This is a genomic window from Methanosaeta sp. UBA458 (assembly GCF_002496085.1).
In the GTDB taxonomy this organism is placed as follows: Archaea; Halobacteriota; Methanosarcinia; order Methanotrichales; family Methanotrichaceae; genus Methanothrix; species Methanothrix soehngenii.
This window is the reverse complement of the sequence record NZ_DAIK01000095.1, coordinates 1-19517: the sequence shown is the minus strand read 5'-3', so window position 1 is coordinate 19517 and position 19517 is coordinate 1. Positions and strand designations below refer to the sequence as shown.

Sequence of the window (19517 nt, the reverse complement as noted above, 5' to 3'; positions counted from 1 at the left end):
GCCCTTCCTTCTTCAGAGATATTCAATGAGCTGCTCACTCCATGAACATCATTGTCAGGTATGGCAATAGATACATTTGCCTCCCCTTTAACTGTGTCGGAAGAGATCACCGGCCCCACAACAAAGGATATTACCTCTCCTGGTTCACTGATGTCTGAAATTATAAAACCTGAATCGGAGCGATCCCATATCTTTGAAGATGGATTGGTATCATACGATAAGGCAACGCCATTGACCTTCTTGTATAGATCCGTTCCATCACCATAGTTGAGTCCCCTTTCAAGATGCAGACTGCCATCTCTCTGAAGCAGAGCACATTGAAAATGCTTGGATGGCGAACCCTCCTGCCACTCATTGGACCCAAGAATGTCGCAGTGATAGACAGCCAATCCACTGGAGGGAAGAGCCCTGTCCAGACCCATTTGAGAGCGGTTTTCCACCAGGAAGTACTCATTTGCCCTGTCAGTCGCGTATTTCATCACAGTTCGATAATCGCCATGCTTGGCTTCATACTTCCCTGGCTTATTGAGATCCACCACATTGTCACACCATCCTGCCAGGTTTCTAAAATAGGCACAAACAGGAGATGGCGTCTTCCAATCGTCCAGATGATCTCCAACGCTCATCAGGCAATATAAACCAAGTCCTGCGCTCTCAACAAGATCTTCATCCCTTCTCCCGTAATCATAGAGATCCGGGAAGCGACATAGCAGGTGTCCTGTCTCATGGCAGATGGTGCCTATTGACAGATCGTCTTTGCTCGTTCCCAGATTGGAGAGCATGTACAAGTAGGTCTTGATATCACCAAATTTCAGATCGATGTACGAGTTATGAGGATGAAGCTCGCCATCGTAAACGGCGTTTCCTGCATAAAGGAAGCTCAAAGCATCGATTAAGCCGACTCCCTTGGAGTCGAATCGGGATAGGTCTATACCCATGCCCACGACTGCATCCATGGCCTCCTCAACAAAGAGGTTGAAGTGATAATACATTTTGTTTTTTTTCAGTGTTATCGGCCCTATCACTTCGTTTGTATAATCGAGCTTTCCATTGGACATCTTAAGGTAATAATCCCGGACAGAGCAGAAGTTTCCACCCTCATTGTATCCTGTCTTATTGAGCATTTCTGATATATTGGCTGCAGAGACATTGATCTTTTCATCGGGGAACTCTACCAGGATTGTGAGACCCTTTATCTTTCCTTCATGAAGGAGCCTGCCTCTCAGCAGTCCATGCTGCTCGCCTATAGTTCGTGGCCGCTCGTCCATGGTTCGGGTAATTGGTGGCAGCATTCTGGCGTATTTGAGCTCGAATTTTCTCTGACGAACGGATGGATCCTCTCTCTCGTGCTTTTTTAATCCTTCTGGGGCGGGATTTGAAATAGGCACTCCACTTGATACCAGTTCTCCATTGACGAGAACGCTGTAGGTAAACAGGCCCAGCTTGCCATCATAGATCACCGTATAACCTTCAAGATTCTCGTATCTGACATAGAATTCATCTCCTGACATCCAAAGCTTTACAGCAGGCCCATTCTCTTGAGGAACCTCGACGACCCTTCCTTTAATTGCACTCATGTGCTCTCATCTCCATATTTGATCGATTAAAAAAAAGAAAATTTCGCTCATATTTTCAGCTTCAAGAGCTATCCGCTCAAGCTCGGTGGTTCTCTTTTCTCAAACCGTCTTTGCGCTTTCTCCCTCATAACCTCATCTGACTCTCTCAGATGAGGCTTGAGATTTCCAGGAGGCTCTTTTGTAATGGCAACTCCTGTGGAGATATATTTGCCATCGATAACCTCGGCATAGGTGAACAGACCCATCTGCTCATCGTAGATCGCTGCATAACCACCTTTGTTTTCATAGCGAGCATAATACTCATCCCCAAAGACGGCCAGTTCAACTTCTGGTCCCTTTTCCTGTGGTATTTTTTTTATATCTCCGATTAATGCAGACATCTAAATCGCCTCGCATCATTAGGCTCATTCAGATTGAGGAGATTATCCCATTCTCCTGCGAAAATATTGACGATATTTCTTGCTTTCGTCTCTCGTAGTAAGCCCTCTGGATTCTAGATTTTTAATAGCAGAATATTCTGCCAGTTAAAGATATAAGTACTATGCCATTCGCACCTATTAAACTTTCGTCCATTAAACAAACGATTAGCCCAAGTTAATGGAGAAGAGCAAACCTCTCCAATTTAGAGAACCGACTATTGCTGCCTGAAATCCTCCAGGGTCATCTCCCTTTTCTTCTGCATCAACTGCAGCCCGGCAGCCTCCTGATCCCGCGCTGGCATTCTCTGGCGAAATGCTTGCAGGTTCTTTCTTTCCGGGCAGTACTGGCTGTCATAATAGGTCTGCCAGATATCATCTATATCCTGAGCATTTGCCCTGGCACCCTCAGCATCCGCCCCTTTCTCTTCTTCCGATATCTTCAGGGCAGATTTCAATCTATCCAGAGTCTCATTCAATCCCGCCCCGTGAATTCGCATCATCCTGTCCTGCCGGAAGAATGCCGTCCAGCTCTCGGCGCCATTTCCCAGGACTATTATCGTGCCAGGATTCCGGCGGGCGAAGTGCTCGCTCGTGTGCTCCCCGATCCTGTGCCTGGGTTTCATATAGCCCCAGAGGACCCGGTCCCCCAATGGCCTGAGCCTGACAAATGCTTTCATCCTGTGCACCTCACTCATCACAGCATAGACCATCCTTCTCAGGCTCATAGCCTCAGGACTGGTCGAGACCTCCAGATCCAGAGCGGTTAAGCCCTCCGTCCTGGCAAGCAGCCTTTCGCTCGATTTAGCATGCATGACCAGGTAGCGGCAATAGTCATCCGGCACCCTCATCCTGACCACTTCTCCAGGGTGGTATCCCTCCAGCCGTTGATCTTCAAGAAGGGAGCTGCTCTCTTGATCACGACCCCCAGAGCCTCAAGCTCCCTTTTCGAGACGATATTCTTCCTCATTCTCAGGCCGACTATTCTCTTCGCGCTCCGTGGCCCGATGCCTGGCACCCGGATAAGCTCCCGGTAGGCGGCCAGGTTGGGATCCACCGGCGAATCCAAAAGCTCCCTGGCTATGGCCAGCTTGGGATCGGAGTTGGATAGAAAGCCGTTCTCATCAAATGCCATGTGAATGTCGGCCGGAGAGAAACGGTAGATCCGGTAGAGCCAGTCCATCTGATAGAGGCGGTGCTCCCGCCAGAGGGGCTGGCCTTCTCGAGACTCAAATGCTGTTCCATTTTGGGGAGAAAAAGCGCTATAGTAAGCTCGCTTTACTCCAATATCTTTATACTCATATAGAATTCTTTTAAAGATGTCCTGATCGCTCTCTCCCGCAGCCCCCACCACCAGCTGGGTGGTCTGGCCTGCGGGCAGATTCTCATCCGTCCCGAGGTCGCGAATGTATCTCTGCCTTTGCAGAATATCATTCTCATAGCTCTTGGTGGCACAGATCTCATTCAGCTGCGAGGCACTGGCAGCTTCCAGGTTTATGCTCACCCGGTCTGCCAGCTCCATAGCCTGCTGAATATGGTTCTTGGATGAGCCGGGCAGAATCTTGAGATGGATGTATCCCGGAAAGTCGTATTGCTTGCGCAACTTCTGCAGAGTCTCCAGCATCCTCTCCATGATCAGATCCTCATCCCTGCCAGCGCCCGAACTGAGAAAGAGTCCTTCGATATAGTTGGAGCGATATAAGGAGAGGGTGATCCTGGCCAGCTCATCTGGTGTATAGGAGAAGGTTTGCACCTTTCGGCTGCAATTGGTGGCATTGATGCAGTAGTTGCACTGATGGCTGCAGTGGTTGGTGTAGAGGGTCTTGAAGAGGCTCACACACCTGCCATCCTGGGTGAAGGCATGACAGATTCCGGGCAGGGGCGATTCGCGAGGAGAATAGGTGGATGCGCACACGTCATGCCGAGTTCCCTCTCCCAGGGTTGAGAGTTTCTTCGGGTTGATATTCACGCCTGGCCCGAGGGAGTCAAAAGCGCAATCTTCAGCCAGGTGAGCTATCTTCTCCAGGGTGACCATTCAAATATAATTGGGCCTCATCGATTATAACCGATGTGCTTGCGAGGCGAAAGTGAGTGAAAGAGGCTATAAGGAGAGATAGTCCTCTCTGGGCGGGCTGAAAGTATCCACAACCACTGTCGCCTCCAGAGCTCTGGCGCTGTGCAATACTCCTGGTGGAGCACAGTAGCTGTCCCCTGGCCCCAGCTCGAGGCTATTTCCGTCTATTGTAATCTGAATTCTGCCCGAGACCACATAGCCCGCCTGGTCGTGAGGATGAGAATGCTCAGGGATCTGGACCCCACTTTCCAGATCGAACCGGCAGATCATCAAAGCCTTTCCGCTGACAAGGGTGCGCCTTATGAGGCCTGGCAGCATCTGCACCCCAGGAGCCTCATTCAACCGATAGAACATTTTATTCACCTCAGAATAGACTAAAGCAAAAAGTCCCGGTCATCGAGCAGTTGCCGCCTGGCGCTGCTTTGGCCTGGCAATCTCCTGCTCAGAGACCTCACCCCGGATGAACTGCTCCACCATCTCTTTGGCCAGCTCATCAGGAAATTGCACTGGGGGGTGCTTCATGGTGTAGGCGGATATGCCCAGTAGCGGCCCTCCGATCTTTCTATCCTTTGCCAGCTTGCATATCCTTATGGCATCGATGGAGCTTCCTCCGCTATTGGGAGAGTCCTCGACTGAGAGACGCAGCTCTAGATTTATTGGCGTATCTCCGAATATCCTGCCCTCCATTCTCAGGAAGCAGACCTTGTTGTCCTTCTGCCATGGCACATAGTCCGAGGGTCCGATATGAATATCATCATCGCACAGTGGCGTGTCCAGGATGGACTGGACCGCTTCCGTCTTGGATATCTTCTTGGACTTGAGCCTCTCGCGATTGAGCATATTTAAAAAGTCGGTGTTGCCGCCGATGTTAAGCTGGTAAGTCCTGTCCATGATGCAGGCCCGGTCCTTGAAGAGCTGAGTGAGAGCACGGTGCACAATGGTTGCGCCGATCTGAGATTTTATGTCATCTCCCACTATTGGAATCCCTGCCACCTGAAACTTCTTTGCCCATTCGGGATTAGATGCGATGAATACGGGCATGCAGTTTACAAATCCCACCCCGGCATCTAAAGCCGCCTGAGCATAGAAGCGAGTGGCATTCTCCGACCCTACGGGCATGTAGTTTACCAGGACGTCGGCACCGCTGTCGACGAGCTCCCGGGTTACATCCACCGGCTTGGCATCAGCCACAACGAACCTCCTCTCTTCAGGATAGTTTTCCATGTGAGGTGCAACGCCGTCAAAAACAGGTCCCATCTTGACCTCAACATTTTTTTGGGGAATATCAGAGTAGAAGATATTGGTGCAGTTGGGCTTGGCAAATATAGCCTGGCTCACATCCTTCCCTACCTTTCGAGCATCTATGTCAAAGGCAGCGACAACATCAATGTCACCAGCTCTATAGCCGTTGATATCATAATGCATCAGCCCAATACAACTTTCTTTACCAACATGTTTATAATATTCAATTCCCTGAACTAGGGAGCTTGCGCAGTTTCCTATGCCCGCGATTGCCAACCTTATCTTCTTCAAACTCTTTTCCCCTCCTGGGTCATGTGAAGCCTGGAGACCTGAGTTAGGATTCGGAGCTTCGTATAAAGGCAAGACATATATAACGTTATAGGCTTCGGTGAATATGGCCTGTCCCGGAATCCTATTGATCGCTCAAGTCTTATCAATCCTATAGGGATGCCGTCATGGAACGCAGAGTTTCGCTTATCTGCTCCTCCAGCTTTTCCCTGCCCTGAATGCTATCCTCATACTCAATGCTTTGTGTTTTAGGAATATCAATCAGATATTTTGAGCCTTGCGGGTGGATGAGGATGGTATCCTTGCCCAGAGTATGAGCGATGCCTAAGGCGTACATGACCTGGGGATCTGCTCCCGTCAGGTCGGCAATAATCAACGCCGCTTGATTGATAGAGCGCCATAAATCCCGGACGGCAGACTTTCCGCTTCTGATGTCCTCAGCCTCATCGCCTGCCAGCCCGCTGGCACCGATCGCCCTGAGGATCGAATCTGCATTCATTCTTGCCGCTTCATCCCCAGCTAGCAACAATAGAAGGCTTCCTGGCTGCACCGGTTGGGTGGCCTGCCCAAATATGGGACGGGTGCGTATCAAGTTTAAAAGCTGGGCCAGCCTCAGAAACTCTGCATCAAGGTGCTTTGAGGCGATCTCCTGCAATGAGCTTTTCCTTTCTTCTGTGCTCTTCTCCAGCAGATCAGCTGGAAGCTGGATCACAAAAGCATCATCAAAACCAAACTCCCACTTAGCATTGCTGGCTACCTTCTGGAGGGTCAATGATTTATCTGGTCTATTGTAGTAGCCTGTAATCCTGTTCTCCATTCTGAACTGACCCAGGATGTAAAGCCACTGAGCTTCAAGGATGAAAACCATGCTGCATGGCAGCTGAATTCTTGCTATTCCCTTCTGGAGATGGCGTTCATCGACCAGGCGATCGACGATGGCCATAAACTCCTCTGCAATTCTGTCCACTCTCTCCCTGAGCTCTGGAGGCATATCACCGCTCATAATCCTGGTAGCTTCGAATGGCATAGAAGGTAATTCAATCACCGACTTAAAGTAGGTTTCCGATAAACAGGATGGTATCATTAGAATATCATAAAAAATGAGAATATCATGAAAAGGAGCTCAATGTGGTCTGGCGGCTCTTTAGCTCCCCCCGGAGAAGATCGCTCTGACGGATAAAACTCTTTACCGGAAGCTCAAGCCTTGTGGATATGTATCCAAGAGCAGCCCTCATATCCTCGAACTCCAGTGGCTTCTGATGCATTGCATTTCTCACATTCTCCCGAACATTGAAGACCCCTAGGGGCACATAACCGGCATAGGCTTCTCTGAGGATTATCGCCCCTGCCTGCCTTCTCTCCCTCTCCAGCCCCTCCAGGACCGCCATCTTGCAGGAATAATAGCATCCTCCCACCCGGGAGTATCCCTTCTTGCCGCCATTTGTCTCAAAATCGGAGAATATCAGCTCCTCGTTTCCCATGATGCGCAGGAATGCCTCCATCCACTCATACTGCCAGGCAGTGGGGAGGAGAAGAACGGCATAGTAGTTGTTGAGGCTGGCAAACTCCCTTATCTGGCAGCAGTCGATTATATCATAATCCCTCACCTTTTGAAGAAGACGATCGCCAAGGGCGCTATCACAGGCGGTGATAGACCAGCGGGTGGGAACCAGCCTCCTTTTCTTTTTCATGCCCATTGCACCCACTGAGAAGGCCTTCTGGATGCTGGAGAAGGGAAGGCCACGCTGGTGAAGATCTTCCACCGCATCCGCCGCCTTCAGATCCCCATCGAAGTAAACCTTCTCTAGATCTCGATCCCACCTAGAGTTGCCGATTTCAAACCTCTCCAGAGGAGCGCTGGGACCAAAGGGCGTATGCACGTCGTCAAAGGACATGCCTTTGGGGGCCTGAATGAACTGGGCCTCGCTCTCAATGGACGAACTGGATAAGGAGATGTCGCGAAGCTTTTCTATAAAGCGATTCTCAATATCAGTTACCTTGACAGATCTCTTGCCTCTTATCAGGTTCAGCCGGTACCTTATGATCTCCTCCTGGGTTTTATTCTCCGGTATCCATGATTCAGGGTGGTCCATGACCATGGTATCTCCATGCAGGGGAGAAATCATAGGTCCGGCGAGTACTTTAGGATAATTCCAGCTGCCGATGAAGACAGAAGGTGGGGTGCTGCCATCCAGCTCCTTTCCTACCTCCTGGGAAGGGATATACATGCTGGCAGTCAGCTTCTTTAGATAGGCTTCCTTGCCCTTGATCACAAAGATCCGGTTTACTGTGATGTGAATAAAAATGTGATGGATGCAGGGCGAATGTGTTTTTCATTGATTAAAAAATTTTATATTATCATCTCAAACATATTGAAGATATGCGGACAAATACGAGTTCTTGGAGAAATATATTTTATCTGGACAGTTATCTATTTACATTCATAGGGTCAATGAATTGCAGAGATGATCCTAGATGAAATGGACTCTATTGGCAATGGCAATGCTCATGCTCCTTTGCACCGCATCGCTGGGGCAATTGACACCTTACTCCACCACCACAACTGGGGGCGCACCTACTCCGTCCACGCCCACCAGTCCTGAATCCATGGGGCTGGAGATACCGAAAACGATCACGACCTCAGGACAGTCTCCCTCTGTGCAGGAGAGCGGCCAGACCATAATAAGGTCAACCGAAGAGGCAGCCTATTCCTCCGCTCCGGAGAGCTTGAAATCGACCTCTTCCAGTCCGATCTCCACCAAAGCGACCTATCCTCAGGCGACCTATCCACCTGGAGGAATGTCTCAGAATAGCCTTTATATCTCGTATGCGTCCCAGACCGTCGCGGGCTGCAATCTTTATGCCAACCTGCCCTTATGGATGCAGATTTCGGGAAAGGGAAACATCTGGTTTTATGAGTGGTATCCCTCTGGATCGCTGGTTACAAATTATGCAGGAAATGTCTACTATCCAGGCTGGTATAAGAGATGGTTCTACGCTGATGTTCCTGGATGGCACATCCTCCAGTATTACTGCAATGGCTGGAGCAACTACGCTTATATATATGTCAACGGTCCCAGCCACTGGGTTGATCCGAGTCCTGGCCCCAGCCCGATGCCCTATCCTTATCCATATCCCTACCCGTATTACTACTCATATGATGATGGGCCGATGATATACACATATAGCTATCCGTCTTCCTCCCAGGGCCAGCCATACAATCCCTACGAATAAACCAGTAGCAAGAGATTGTGAATCTGGTTGGGCCAAATTTTTTGGGGTATTAGGATGCTTATTCGATCTCGACCAATCCTGCTCGCATAATCTTAATCTGATGGTCTCATCCGGATCCTATTCGGATAATGCTATCATGCTCACGATTACTTATTCATGATTACTTATTTATCTGCAAAGACATATTAACTGATGGTTAGTGATTTTATGAGTCTCGAACATGTGACAGGCAAGGATAAGGGCAAGATCATGCTTTATGCACTGAGCACCTGCATCTGGTGCAAAAAGACCAAGGAATTCCTATCCTCAGTTGGAGTCGCCTTCGACTATATTTACGTGGATCTTTTAAAAGGGGAGGAGAGGGCAAAGGCTATCGCAAGTGTCAAGCGATTTAATCCCAGCACCTCTTTTCCTACCCTGGTGGTCAACGATAAGGCGATCATCGGCTTCAAGGAGAAAGAGATCAAGGAGGCTCTGGGCTTATGAAGAATGATATTCAAGAGCCGACTCAAGAGGAGATCGACCGGATGCATGCCCGTCTGGCAAAGGATGCAAAGCAGGGAGGATATTACCTCAATCCGGATATCGATTTCGTCAAAGGCCTTATCAATGGATTAATTGTTAACGAGCGCCGTTACGGCTACCAAGCCTGCCCCTGTCGTCTGGCAGCAGATGACAGGTCCGAGGATCTGGATATAATCTGCCCCTGCAACTACCGAGATGCAGATATCACAGAATCTGGGGCCTGCTACTGCGCCCTATACGTCTCAAAGGCTGTGATCGAGGGCAAGCAGGAGCTGAGCTCAATCCCGGAGAGAAGGCCTCCCTTGGAAGAAAGGCAAAAATTGCAGTCACAGGGAGAGACACCGGGATCCAGAGCAGCTATCCTGGGCCAGAAGCTCTCAGTTCCCGTCTGGAGGTGCGTTGTCTGCGGCTATCTATGCGGCAGAGATGGCCCTCCGGAGGTCTGTCCCATCTGCAAAGCAGGCAAAGAGAGGTTTGAGCGATTCATTTAGAGCGGATCAGGGCTATTTGAAGCAATCAAACCGCAAAGGGGGGGTTTTCATGGCTGAAGAAAGAATAGCTGAGCTGAAGGTGGAAGGAATGATGTGCGCCGCCTGCACATCTGCTATTGAGAAAGCCCTCCAGAACCTGGATGGTGTCTCCTGGGTTCGGGTCAATCTGGGAGGAGAGACGGCGACGGCAAAGTATGATCCCAGTAAAATCAAGCTCGTTGATATCGAAAAAGCAATTCGAGATCTAGGTTACGATGTTATCGATCAGCAGACTGTGCTCAAGATAGGGGGCATGGCCTGTGCCATGTGCGTGGGAGCCATAGAAGCGGCCCTGAGAAAGCTGGATGGCGTGGTTGATGTGCAGGTAAACCTGGCGGCTGAGAAGGCTCGTGTTACCTACAATCCCGGGATGGTAGGCCTGGAGGACATGAAGAAGGCCATCATCGAATCTGGCTACCAGTTCATAGGGGTTGCCGGAGAGGAGACGGAAGAGGCAGCGGAAAAGGAAAGGGAGCTGCGAGAGAAGGACCTTTCTGATAAGAAGCGGCGAATTATCATCGGCTTCGCAGCCAGCATTCTTCTCATGGCCATGATGTACATTCCTCTCCACCGGATCATCCCCTCTGGTATCTCCACTGCAGTTCCAAACTTAATGAGCTTGCTCATGCTGGTAGTATCCCTTCCCGTATTCGTCTATGTCAGCCATCCTATTTTTAAGGCGGCCACGAGAGCTCTGAGAAACAGAACACTGGACATGGATGTAATGTACGGCATGGGCATTGGCGTGGCTTATGCCTCCAGCATCCTGGGGACCTTTGGGATCGTTCTCACCCCGGATTTCATGTTCTATGAGACAGCGGTGATGCTCGCCACCTTCCTGACACTGGGCCGCTACCTGGAGGCCAACGCCAAAGGGCGCACATCCGAGGCCATCCGGAAGCTGGTTGGGCTGCAGCCAAGACAGGCCACTGTCTTAAGAGATGGACGGCAGATCGAGGTGGCAGCAGTTGAGGTAATGGTCGACGATCTGGTCCTGGTCCGGCCGGGGGAGAAGGTTCCGGCAGACGGCCTGGTGGTGGAGGGAGAAAGCTATGTGGATGAGTCCATGATCACTGGAGAGCCAGTCCCCGCTTTCAAGGCCGCCGGCGAGAAGGTGGTAGGAGGGACCATGAACAAGAATGGTTCATTGACCTTCAAGGCCACCAGGGTGGGGAAGGATACCGTCCTGGCGGGGATCATAGCACTGGTCCAGGAGGCCCAGGGCTCAAGGCCCGCCATGCAGAGGATTGCAGACCGGATAGTGGCCTACTTCATTCCCACCATTCTGGCAATCGCTGCTGCGGCTTTTGTTTACTGGTATTTCGTAGCCCACAATACCCTTCTCTTCTCTCTGACTGCGCTCATATCCGTGCTGGTGGTGGCCTGTCCCTGTGCCCTGGGGCTGGCCTCGCCCACTGCCATAACCGTGGGCATTGGAAGAGGAGCGGAGCTGGGGATTCTGGTCAAGAGCGGCGAGGCTCTAGAAGCGGCGGAGAAGCTCGATGTGGTGGCTTTTGACAAGACCGGGACTCTGACCATTGGCCGGCCGGATGTGGTCGACCTTTTCGCCTGGGAGATGGATGAGAGAAAGCTCCTGCGCCTGGCAGCGTCAGCGGAAAAGCCCAGCGAGCATCCTCTGGCCGAGGCGGTGGTGCGACGTGCGAAGGAGGATGGATTTGATCTTCTTCCGGCTGAGCAGTTTGAGGCCTTTCCCGGAAAGGGGGTCGTTGCCCGCATCGCCGGGATGAGCGTGGCTGCAGGAAACAGGATTCTCTTCGATGAGATGGATATCGCTATGCCTGACGGCCTCCTCCAGAAAGCTATTGGATATGAGGAGGAGGGAAAGACGGCCATGCTAGTGGCTGTGGACGGAAAGGCGTCCGGAGTTTTGGCCATATCCGACAGGCTCAAGGATTCATCTGCTTATGCAGTCGAAGAGCTGAAAAAGATGAATCTTGAGGTGGTGATGATCACCGGCGACAATCCTCGCAGCGCGGCCAGAGTGGCAGAGAAGATCGGCATTCAGAAAACTCTTTCGGAGGTTCTGCCCGAGGAGAAGGCCCATGAGGTCAGAAGGCTGAAGGAGGCGGGTAGCCGGGTGGGCTTTGTAGGGGATGGCATCAATGATGCTCCCGCTCTTGCGGAAGCTGATGTGGGGATTGCCATAGGCAGCGGCACAGATGTGGCCATTGAGACCGGTGATATCGTCTTGATGAAAGACGACCTTCTGGATGCTGTGGCTGCCATTCAGCTCAGCCGCAAGGTCATATCCAGGATCAAGCTGAACATCTTCTGGGCCTTCGCCTACAATGCCCTGCTGGTTCCGGTGGCTGCGGGGGCTCTCTATCCGCTCTATGGCATCACCTTCCGGCCGGAGCTGGCCGGCCTTGCCATGGCCCTCTCTTCTGTGACTGTGGTCACCCTCTCTCTGCTGCTCAAGAGATATATACCGCCAGCAACGAAAAAGAAAGCAATCAGGATTACGGGCACTGGAGGATGAGGAAGATGGCAATAGATCCCATATGCAAGATGGCGGTGGACGAGAAGACGGCGAAGCTGGTGAGCGAGTACAAGGGCAAGAAGTATTACTTCTGCGCTCCGGGGTGCAAGAAGGCCTTTGACCAGAATCCGGAGAAGCATCTGGGTGGAGAGATGGTCAAGGGCGGGGGAGGCGGCATCAGGTGAAGGGGCCAAAGCGCATTATTAATAGAGTAGAGCCTTTGATCTCCTTTGATTCGGCAGTGTCAGAGGCGTCTTTCTTCCATCTGGATTGATTCTTCTCATGGAAATGCGATTCACACTACCACTTCAGCCACAAAAGTCTCACTAATTCCGTCTATCTCTATGGATTCCCGGCCAAATGTCTCGATGTGGAATTGAATGGCAGACTTGACATCGGCAAGGGCTTCTCCATATGTATCGCCCTCTCCAATTACGATACCCTTGATGCCGATAGGATAGGCAACATAACCGTCCGGATGCATTTCTATTATTATCTTTATCGGCTGCATCTGTCATGTAGGTTGCATTCTTAGAAAATAAAATTATGCCCACTATTGGTGGCCAGGAAGGAGTGGGCCTTATCGTCATTTGAGCTCAGTCTCTTGGATTCTTTTGCCCCACGCTTTCATAGGGAGATACGGCTTTAGCCAGTGAGCGTGCGTATGGATGTATTCGCCTAGACCTCTCTCTCCTTCTCCGCCAGCCCCAGCACATTCAGTAATCCCAGAAGGTTCTCCCTGGATAGCGATCCGTCCGAGACCTTCTTTAGAACCTCTTTGGCATTGAAGGCCACCCCTAAGCCGGCATTCTTGATCATCAGGCAGTCGTTGGCCCCATCCCCCACTGCAACGATGTTGTCCGGGCTGATCTTCTCCCGCTCGGCAAGATCATAGATGATCCGCCCCTTGGCCTCGGCATCGATGATCTCCCCTTTGATCTCCCCGGTTAGCACCCCGTCTTTGATCTCCAGGTCGTTGGCAAAGGCATAATCGAATCCCAGGCGTTCCTTGAGCACATCCGTAAAGAAAGTGAATCCGCCGCTGATCAGGGCGATCTTGTATCCTACCTGCTTTAAGTGGTGGATGAGCTCCTCAGAGCCTGGGGTAAGCTGCAGGTCGGCAGCGATCTCCTGCAGAGTGGATAGGGGCATTCCCTTCAAGAGGCGCACCCTCTGGCAGAGGGATTCCTTGAAGTCCATCTCACCGTTCATCGCCCGGTCAGTGATCGCCTTGACCTGCTCGTCCACGCCGGCAAAGCTGGCCAAGCGATTGATGATCTCGAAGTCCACAATGGTCATGTCCATATCGAAGACGATGAGCCTCTTCTCTTTTCGGGATCTGCCCAGCTCCTGGATAAACACATCCAGCCCCAGGCCTTCGCACTCCTTCTTAAGCTGTGATCGGCAGTCGTCCGCAGTGCAGTCGGCAAAGTCCATCAAAAACTCGATGGAGATCAGCTCCCCTCGGGCGGTGACCGAGGCCCTCTCCAGGTTGACACCATTCCTGGCGGCCACCTCCGCCACGTCGCGAATGATCCCCGGCCTGTCTTTGGCGAGAATGGTGACGATATACAGCTCTTTAGCGGTCTGGCGCCGGCCCTGATGCTTCTCCAGGGGGAGGAAGGAGAAGTCAAGGGATAGGTTCCTGGCATTCTTTTGGTACCATTCCTCCAGCTGGCCAGGGGTGATGTCCGCAGAGGCAAAATCAGCTACCACTGTCATGATGCAGATTCCCTGCATCACCTTCTGATCCATATCCACGATGTTCACATTCTGAAGAGCAGGCTTATTCAGAATGTCGCGAATAAGACCGGGTCTGTCCCGGCCCATGAAAGATATGACCCAGAGATCATCGGTCAGAGGGCACAGTCCCCCTTTTTCAGTGGTTGCATCGCTCTCACACTCGTCCTCTGATGCCTGCATCTCTAGCCTAAATACCTTTTCGGGCAAAAGGAGGGGAGGTAGGCGAATGAGGGGATTTGAGCTGCAATATTGAAGGGAATAAAAAAAAATGAAAAAATCAATCATTTCCTATCCTTTTTAGTAGCCAGCCCATGTTCTGCCCCAGGGTCCGCATGGTCGCCAGCCCCTCTTCGTCCCTCTCTACATCCTTCTCTGCAAAGCCCATGCCTATGTTCCAGTAGCTTGACCCGGCGATGATCATCTGGCTGATCAGGAAGAGGTGGTTGATGGAGTCGAAGACGTGGATCGCCCCTGCCCGGCGAACGGCCACCACCGCCGCCCCCACCTTGCGCTTGAACATATATCCATTGGCCATGGCCACAAAACCGGCCCGATCGATGAGGGCCTTGGTCTCGGGAGTGAGGTCGGCAAAATAGGTGGGCGAGCCGATTATGATCCCGTCCGCTGCGGCCATCTTCTGGATGCACTGATTTATCATGTCCTTGTCCTGAATGCACCGGCCGTTCTTTTTCTCTTTGCATTTGAAGCAGGCTTTGCAGCCAGCCAGGGGGCCTATAAGGTGCACCAGCTCCGTCTCAATCCCCTGGCTCTCCAATTCCCGGAGGACCGCTGCCAGTAGGGTGGCGGTGTTTCCATCCTTGCGGGGGCTGCCGTTGAATGCTACTACCTTCATGGATTCAGACCTCCTCCAACTGATAGTCCTTCCTGCCCAGACCTATCCTCTCCCCGTAATCCATCTGAATGATTCCCATAGTGCTCTCCCAGATCCCCAGGAACTTATCCTCACCAGGCTCAAGATTCCTCTCCAAAAGGGTATTTTTCAGGCCAGCCTGCCGGTTTACCAGGTCATAGCTGGCCTGATCTATGGCTACAGGATCCTTTGAGGCCAGGATGCCGATATCCGGCACAATGGGGGTGTCGCTCCAGGGCACGCAGTCGCAGTCAGGGGTGATGTTGAGAAGGAAATTAAAAAATCCCACCTTACCCTCCTTTCCGGTCACTGCCCCCAGGGCATACTCCACCATCCTCTCCATGAATGGCGGCACCTCCACAATCCAGTCGAAGTCCAGGGCATGAGCAGGGCAGAGGCGCAGGCACTTGCCGCAGCCGGTGCACAGGCTGTAGTCGATCTGGGTTATCTTCTTTTTCACAGTGATGGCCTGGTTGGGGCAGCCATCTGCACAGGCCCGGCAGCCTTCACATAGCTCGGCATTGAATATGGGCCGGGCGGAATGCTGGTCCGATTTCCCGAGGGCGGGGGCACAGCCCATCCCCAGGTTCTTGATCGCCCCTCCAAAGCCGGCGGGCAGGTGGCCTTTGAAGTGGGATACTACTATCATGCTCTGGGCGGAGGCGATCTCACCGGCAATTTTGACCCGCTGGAAGTGCTTTCCGGAGATGGCCACCTCCCGGTAGTTGTCTCCCTGCAGGCCATCGGCAATGATCACCGGCGCTCCGGCCACCGTCCGGCCAAAGCCGTGCTCCTCTGCGGTCTGCAGGTGGCGGACGGCATTGGAGCGGCTGCCTCCGTAAAGGGTATTGGTGTCGGTGAGAAAAGGCTGTCCTCCTGCAGATCTGATCTTATCGGCCACGGGTCGAACCAGGACGGGATTTACATAAGAGCTGTTTCCCTGCTCTCCGAAATGAATCTTGATCGCTGTCAGGTCTCCTTTCTTCATGATATAGGGAAATCCTGCAGCATCAAAGAGCCGCAGGATCTTGTTTTGCAGATTGTCCTCCGGGCTTCTTGCTCTGACCCCGGCAAAAAAGACTGTGCTTTTCAATTCCTGCCACCACCAGATTAGTATGGTATTATGTTGGCAGTAGAAGAATTTGGTGGTGGGGCAAAGAATTAGAAATCAGGCTCGTGGATGCTCAGCAATGACAGAATCTCTCTCGTGCTGAGGACTCGTAGCTTCTCCGCTATTCCTCTCTTTATCTTATGATCAATCTGGTCGATATCTTTCTCCTCTAGCTCGCTGTCCTTAAGAAGATCATCGCAGATCATGGAGATAAATACGTCATTTTTTATATCAGTTGATATCTGACGTTCTATCCTTCTCTTCACAAGAGCATTAAGCTCTTTATTCGCTTTTATTTTAAACTCTAATTCTTTGGGAATATCGACTTCAATGGACATCTTGAATCACAGACATATAGTCTAGCTTGAATTTAAACCTGTTTGCAGGGTATGATACTTCAAGTCAGCATCGATTTTTATTCACAGCCCCAATCATCGATCGTCCACCGATTTGCGATCAGGTGATGGATAATGCAGATGGCTTTTCTGCCCAAAGCAGCAATTTTCGGCGTTTTATGATAAATAGCCAACAGTATTAAAAGCCTGCAAGCTCCCGCAGACATGTTATGCCGATCCGCTTAAATCCTATAAATCAGCACATTTGACCAAAAAGCAAGGTTGAGACAGGAAGAGGATAAAATGGATAGCCAATTCGCCGACAGAATGTCATCAGTCCATAAGTCGTTCATCAGAGAGATATTGAAGGTAACTGAGGACCCCAGCATCATCTCCTTTGCTGGCGGTCTTCCCAATCCGAGGTTCTTCCCTGTGAGCGAGGTAGCAGAGGCGGCCCAAAAGGTCCTTGGCGAATGCGGCTATGCAGCCCTTCAGTATGCCACCACCGAGGGCCATCCCCCTTTGAGAGAATACATCGCCAAGAGATATGCAGAAAAGGGCCTCAAGGTCAGTCCAGAGGAGATCCTGATCACAACAGGCTCCCAGCAGGGCCTGGATCTGGCAGGGAAGGTCTTCCTGAACAAGGGTGACAGGGTCATCGTGGAGAGGCCGACCTACCTGGCAGCGATTCAGTCCTTCGGGATGTTCGAGCCTCAGTTCCTATCGGTTCCCTTGCATCACGACGGGATGGACGCAGATGCGCTTGATAGAGCGCTTTCAGAGCATCAGGTCAAGCTCGTCTACGCAGTTACCAACTTCCAAAACCCTACCGGTATCACTTACTCCTCTAGCAAGCGTCAGGAGATCGCAGATGTGCTAAAAGACCGTAACGTGGCCCTCATCGATGACAATCCCTACAGCGATCTGAGGTTCATGGGCGAGGAGGTTGCACCCATGAAGGCCTTCCTTGGGGACCAGGCCATAATGCTCGGCTCCTTCTCAAAGCTGGTATCACCTGGTTTCAGGCTGGGCTGGATATGCGCCCGTGAGGAGATTATGGAAAAGCTCATCGTTGCCAAGCAGGCCGCAGATCTGCACTCCAGCTGCTTCGCTCAGAGGGTGGTTCACCAGTATCTCGTGGATAACGATATCAATAGCCATATAGAAAAGATACGGGCCGCCTACAGGAGGCAGAGGGACACAATGGTTGAGGCGATAGAGGAAAGCTTCCCGGCGGCAGTCGAGCATACCCGGCCCGAGGGAGGCATGTTCCTCTGGGTTACCCTTCCTGAAGGGATATCCTCGCTTGAGCTGTTCGGGCGTGCCATAAAGGAGAATGTCGCCTTCGTGCCGGGGCAGGCGTTCTTCGCCAATGGTGGTGGGGAGAACACCATGAGGTTGAACTTCTCCAACTCGGATGAGGAGAGGATCGTGGAGGGAATAGCAAGGCTTGGGCGGGCGATCAATTCGATGATGTCCTAGGTTCATAAAATAAAAAGCACCCTGCAGCTTTTTTTCAATTTGATCCCAGACGATTGAATGCAGAATCAAGATAACGTGGATCCCCTGTGAGAGGGACTGCAGGCCGCCATTGACCAAAGCTGCGAGAGGTGGCAGAAGAGGAAGAGAGGAAGAAAAAAGGATGTTGGCAGGAATGGGATCAATCCCTAACCTTGCTTGCTGGCCATCTCAAAAGCAGCCTGTGCCTCTTTATCGCGACCCAAAGCGGAAAGAGCATCTCCTTTGAGCTTCCAGGCCAAAGAATGTTCCGGATTCGCCTCAAGGAATTTGTCAAGGGATCTGACGGCCTCCTCGTACCGGCCCGTCGCATTCAGGGCCACCGCTCTGAAATACCAGGCATTAATGAAGGCGGGCGCCAGCTCGACGGATCTGTTCAAAGCCACAGCAGCCTCGTCATATCTGCCCTGATCGTTTAGATTGCAGCCTTTGCCGAACCAGGCATTGGCATCGTTTGGATTCTGCTCTATGGCCTTATCGTAGGTTTCTGCCGCCATGGCTGCGGCGCTTTTAGCCTGATCTTCCAGGCCCATCTTTTTCAAAACATAGCTCTTGCTGTCCCAGGATCTTGCGGCATTCATCGACTCTGGGTCAATTTCGATGGTCCGGTTATAGGCATTCAGCGCCTCTTCATAGCTTCCCATGCTGGCCAGGAAATCTGCCTTCCAGAACCAGGCATCAATCCTTTCCGGGTCTACTTCCAGGGTTTCGTTGAAGGCTTGCAGTGCATCCCTCGTCCTTCCAGTCTCTCCATAAAAACCGGCCTTCATATAGAGAGCGTCTGCATTTACAGGATCAATCTCGATGGACCTATTTACGCTATCGAGAGCCTCAATATAATTTCCCATTTCGAAGTAGGCGATCGCCTTCTTCAGCCAGGCCAACGATGAGTGCGGCTCGATTTGTATGGCCTTTTCGTAAGACTCAACGGCATCGGTGAGAATGAGATTTCTCAAGGTCATGTTTCCCGATTCATTGAAAGCTTCTTTGCAGGATTCATTGCCTTTGTCCAGCCAGTAACTGGCAGTATCCTCTGCAAAAGCAGAGGCGCATTGCATAGTTAGAGCTGCGCATACAAGAGCAATAAATGCTCTTATCATATAATACCCCCTTTTCATTAATATTGAATCGAAGATCTACTTAAGTTTTGCCGTTAACACTAAGTCAGTTCATCTTCTGCCAGACAAAGGAGGCATTTAGGATATTCGAAGGAACCGCAGAGGAGTACCTCCCAGGAAATCCGGCGGCCAAGTACCTTTACGTATGGAAGATGGCCCGGAACTGCAGCGGCGAGGTAAACTGTACGGAGGTTCCCACAGGTCCCGTATCATACGGCATAGGGCTGAACGATACCGCCTACATCGTATTTCGGGCATATAATGAGAAAGAGACAGCGGTAGGGCCATCTTATACCGAAATAGCCTACGACAGGGTGCTTAAGTTTGACAGCGATTAATCAAGAGTGCACATTAGGCAAAGAGGGCATAACTTCATGCCCTCTAATTTCATCAATAGCATCTTCCACTTCAACAAGTTCATCTCATGGAGTAACC

Annotated in this window: 21 protein-coding genes; 7 read left to right on the top strand and 14 right to left on the bottom strand. The window is 51.4% G+C overall.

Annotated elements, in window-relative coordinates; translation table 11 throughout:
• The 8 genes from BP822_RS06570 to BP822_RS06535 form a co-directional block, all read right to left on the bottom strand.
• Positions 1–1577: M6 family metalloprotease domain-containing protein (locus tag BP822_RS06570; protein ID WP_286878007.1), on the bottom strand; the 1577-nt coding region annotated here is incomplete at its 3' end.
• Between the two features lie 68 nt (positions 1578–1645).
• Complete coding sequence (locus BP822_RS06565) at positions 1646–1957, bottom strand: hypothetical protein (protein WP_013718016.1); 312 nt, start codon at positions 1955–1957, stop codon at positions 1646–1648.
• 254 nt (positions 1958–2211) lie between these two features.
• On the bottom strand, positions 2212–2844 hold the full coding sequence (locus tag BP822_RS06560; RefSeq protein ID WP_273271700.1) for a DUF4130 domain-containing protein: 633 nt from the start codon (positions 2842–2844) through the stop codon (positions 2212–2214).
• Positions 2841–4028, bottom strand: coding sequence for a radical SAM protein (locus BP822_RS06555; RefSeq protein ID WP_273278745.1), 1188 nt, complete (start codon positions 4026–4028; stop codon positions 2841–2843). Before BP822_RS06555 ends, BP822_RS06560 begins: the two co-directional genes overlap by 4 nt.
• Positions 4029–4094: 66 nt before the next feature.
• Positions 4095–4421, bottom strand: a complete 327-nt coding sequence (locus BP822_RS06550) for a cupin domain-containing protein (protein WP_013718013.1) — start codon at positions 4419–4421, stop codon at positions 4095–4097.
• A gap of 39 nt (positions 4422–4460) precedes the next feature.
• Complete coding sequence (locus tag BP822_RS06545) at positions 4461–5600, bottom strand: inositol-3-phosphate synthase (RefSeq protein WP_013718012.1); 1140 nt, start codon at positions 5598–5600, stop codon at positions 4461–4463.
• Between the two features lie 148 nt (positions 5601–5748).
• Positions 5749–6624, bottom strand: a complete 876-nt coding sequence (locus BP822_RS06540; RefSeq protein WP_157863586.1) for a hypothetical protein — start codon at positions 6622–6624, stop codon at positions 5749–5751.
• Positions 6625–6706: 82 nt separating this feature from the next.
• On the bottom strand, positions 6707–7870 hold the full coding sequence (locus BP822_RS06535) for an Nre family DNA repair protein (RefSeq protein WP_013718010.1): 1164 nt from the start codon (positions 7868–7870) through the stop codon (positions 6707–6709).
• A 202-nt stretch (positions 7871–8072) separates the two neighbouring features.
• Here BP822_RS06535 and BP822_RS06530 point away from each other — a divergent pair, with 202 nt between their 5' ends.
• From BP822_RS06530 to BP822_RS06510, 5 genes are all read left to right on the top strand, one after another.
• A complete protein-coding gene (locus tag BP822_RS06530; protein ID WP_013718009.1) occupies positions 8073–8831 on the top strand; it encodes a hypothetical protein in 759 nt (252 codons plus the stop codon).
• Positions 8832–9038: 207 nt separating this feature from the next.
• Positions 9039–9317, top strand: a complete 279-nt coding sequence (locus BP822_RS06525; protein WP_048131545.1) for a glutaredoxin family protein — start codon at positions 9039–9041, stop codon at positions 9315–9317.
• The gene (locus BP822_RS06520) at positions 9314–9847 is read left to right on the top strand and encodes a ferredoxin-thioredoxin reductase catalytic domain-containing protein (protein ID WP_013718007.1); all 534 of its coding nucleotides are present in this window, start codon (positions 9314–9316) and stop codon (positions 9845–9847) included. Before BP822_RS06525 ends, BP822_RS06520 begins: the two co-directional genes overlap by 4 nt.
• A 49-nt stretch (positions 9848–9896) precedes the next feature.
• Positions 9897–12386 carry a heavy metal translocating P-type ATPase gene (locus tag BP822_RS06515; RefSeq protein ID WP_013718006.1) on the top strand — a complete coding sequence of 830 codons (2490 nt, stop codon included), beginning with the start codon at positions 9897–9899 and terminating at the stop codon, positions 12384–12386.
• Positions 12387–12391: 5 nt separating this feature from the next.
• Entirely contained in the window at positions 12392–12571 is a 180-nt protein-coding gene (locus tag BP822_RS06510) for a YHS domain-containing protein (protein ID WP_013718005.1), read from the top strand.
• A 110-nt stretch (positions 12572–12681) separates the two neighbouring features.
• Here the strand turns inward: BP822_RS06510 and BP822_RS06505 are convergent, their stop codons facing one another.
• The 5 genes from BP822_RS06505 to BP822_RS06485 all read right to left on the bottom strand — a co-directional run bounded on the left by BP822_RS06505 (position 12682) and on the right by BP822_RS06485 (position 16449).
• The gene (locus tag BP822_RS06505; protein ID WP_048131544.1) at positions 12682–12897 is read right to left on the bottom strand and encodes a type II toxin-antitoxin system HicB family antitoxin; all 216 of its coding nucleotides are present in this window, start codon (positions 12895–12897) and stop codon (positions 12682–12684) included.
• A gap of 167 nt (positions 12898–13064) precedes the next feature.
• The gene (gene serB / locus BP822_RS06500; protein WP_273270766.1) at positions 13065–14309 is read right to left on the bottom strand and encodes a phosphoserine phosphatase SerB; all 1245 of its coding nucleotides are present in this window, start codon (positions 14307–14309) and stop codon (positions 13065–13067) included.
• A 97-nt stretch (positions 14310–14406) separates the two neighbouring features.
• Complete coding sequence (locus tag BP822_RS06495; protein WP_286857665.1) at positions 14407–14982, bottom strand: flavodoxin family protein; 576 nt, start codon at positions 14980–14982, stop codon at positions 14407–14409.
• A gap of 4 nt (positions 14983–14986) precedes the next feature.
• Positions 14987–16093 (bottom strand): DUF362 domain-containing protein, encoded by a 1107-nt coding sequence (locus tag BP822_RS06490; protein ID WP_273270769.1) that lies wholly within the window; start codon positions 16091–16093, stop codon positions 14987–14989.
• Positions 16094–16161: 68 nt separating this feature from the next.
• Positions 16162–16449 (bottom strand): hypothetical protein, encoded by a 288-nt coding sequence (locus BP822_RS06485; RefSeq protein ID WP_286878006.1) that lies wholly within the window; start codon positions 16447–16449, stop codon positions 16162–16164.
• Positions 16450–16749: 300 nt separating this feature from the next.
• Here BP822_RS06485 and BP822_RS06480 point away from each other — a divergent pair, with 300 nt between their 5' ends.
• Positions 16750–17928, top strand: a complete 1179-nt coding sequence (locus BP822_RS06480) for a PLP-dependent aminotransferase family protein (RefSeq protein WP_345908231.1) — start codon at positions 16750–16752, stop codon at positions 17926–17928.
• Between the two features lie 185 nt (positions 17929–18113).
• Here BP822_RS06480 and BP822_RS06475 read toward each other — a convergent pair whose 3' ends face one another.
• A complete protein-coding gene (locus tag BP822_RS06475; protein ID WP_286878004.1) occupies positions 18114–19022 on the bottom strand; it encodes a tetratricopeptide repeat protein in 909 nt (302 codons plus the stop codon).
• Between the two features lie 89 nt (positions 19023–19111).
• On the opposite strand from BP822_RS06475, the gene BP822_RS06470 reads away from it, so the two are divergent.
• Positions 19112–19420 carry a hypothetical protein gene (locus BP822_RS06470; protein ID WP_276987111.1) on the top strand — a complete coding sequence of 103 codons (309 nt, stop codon included), beginning with the start codon at positions 19112–19114 and terminating at the stop codon, positions 19418–19420.
• Positions 19421–19517 lie beyond the last annotated feature (97 nt).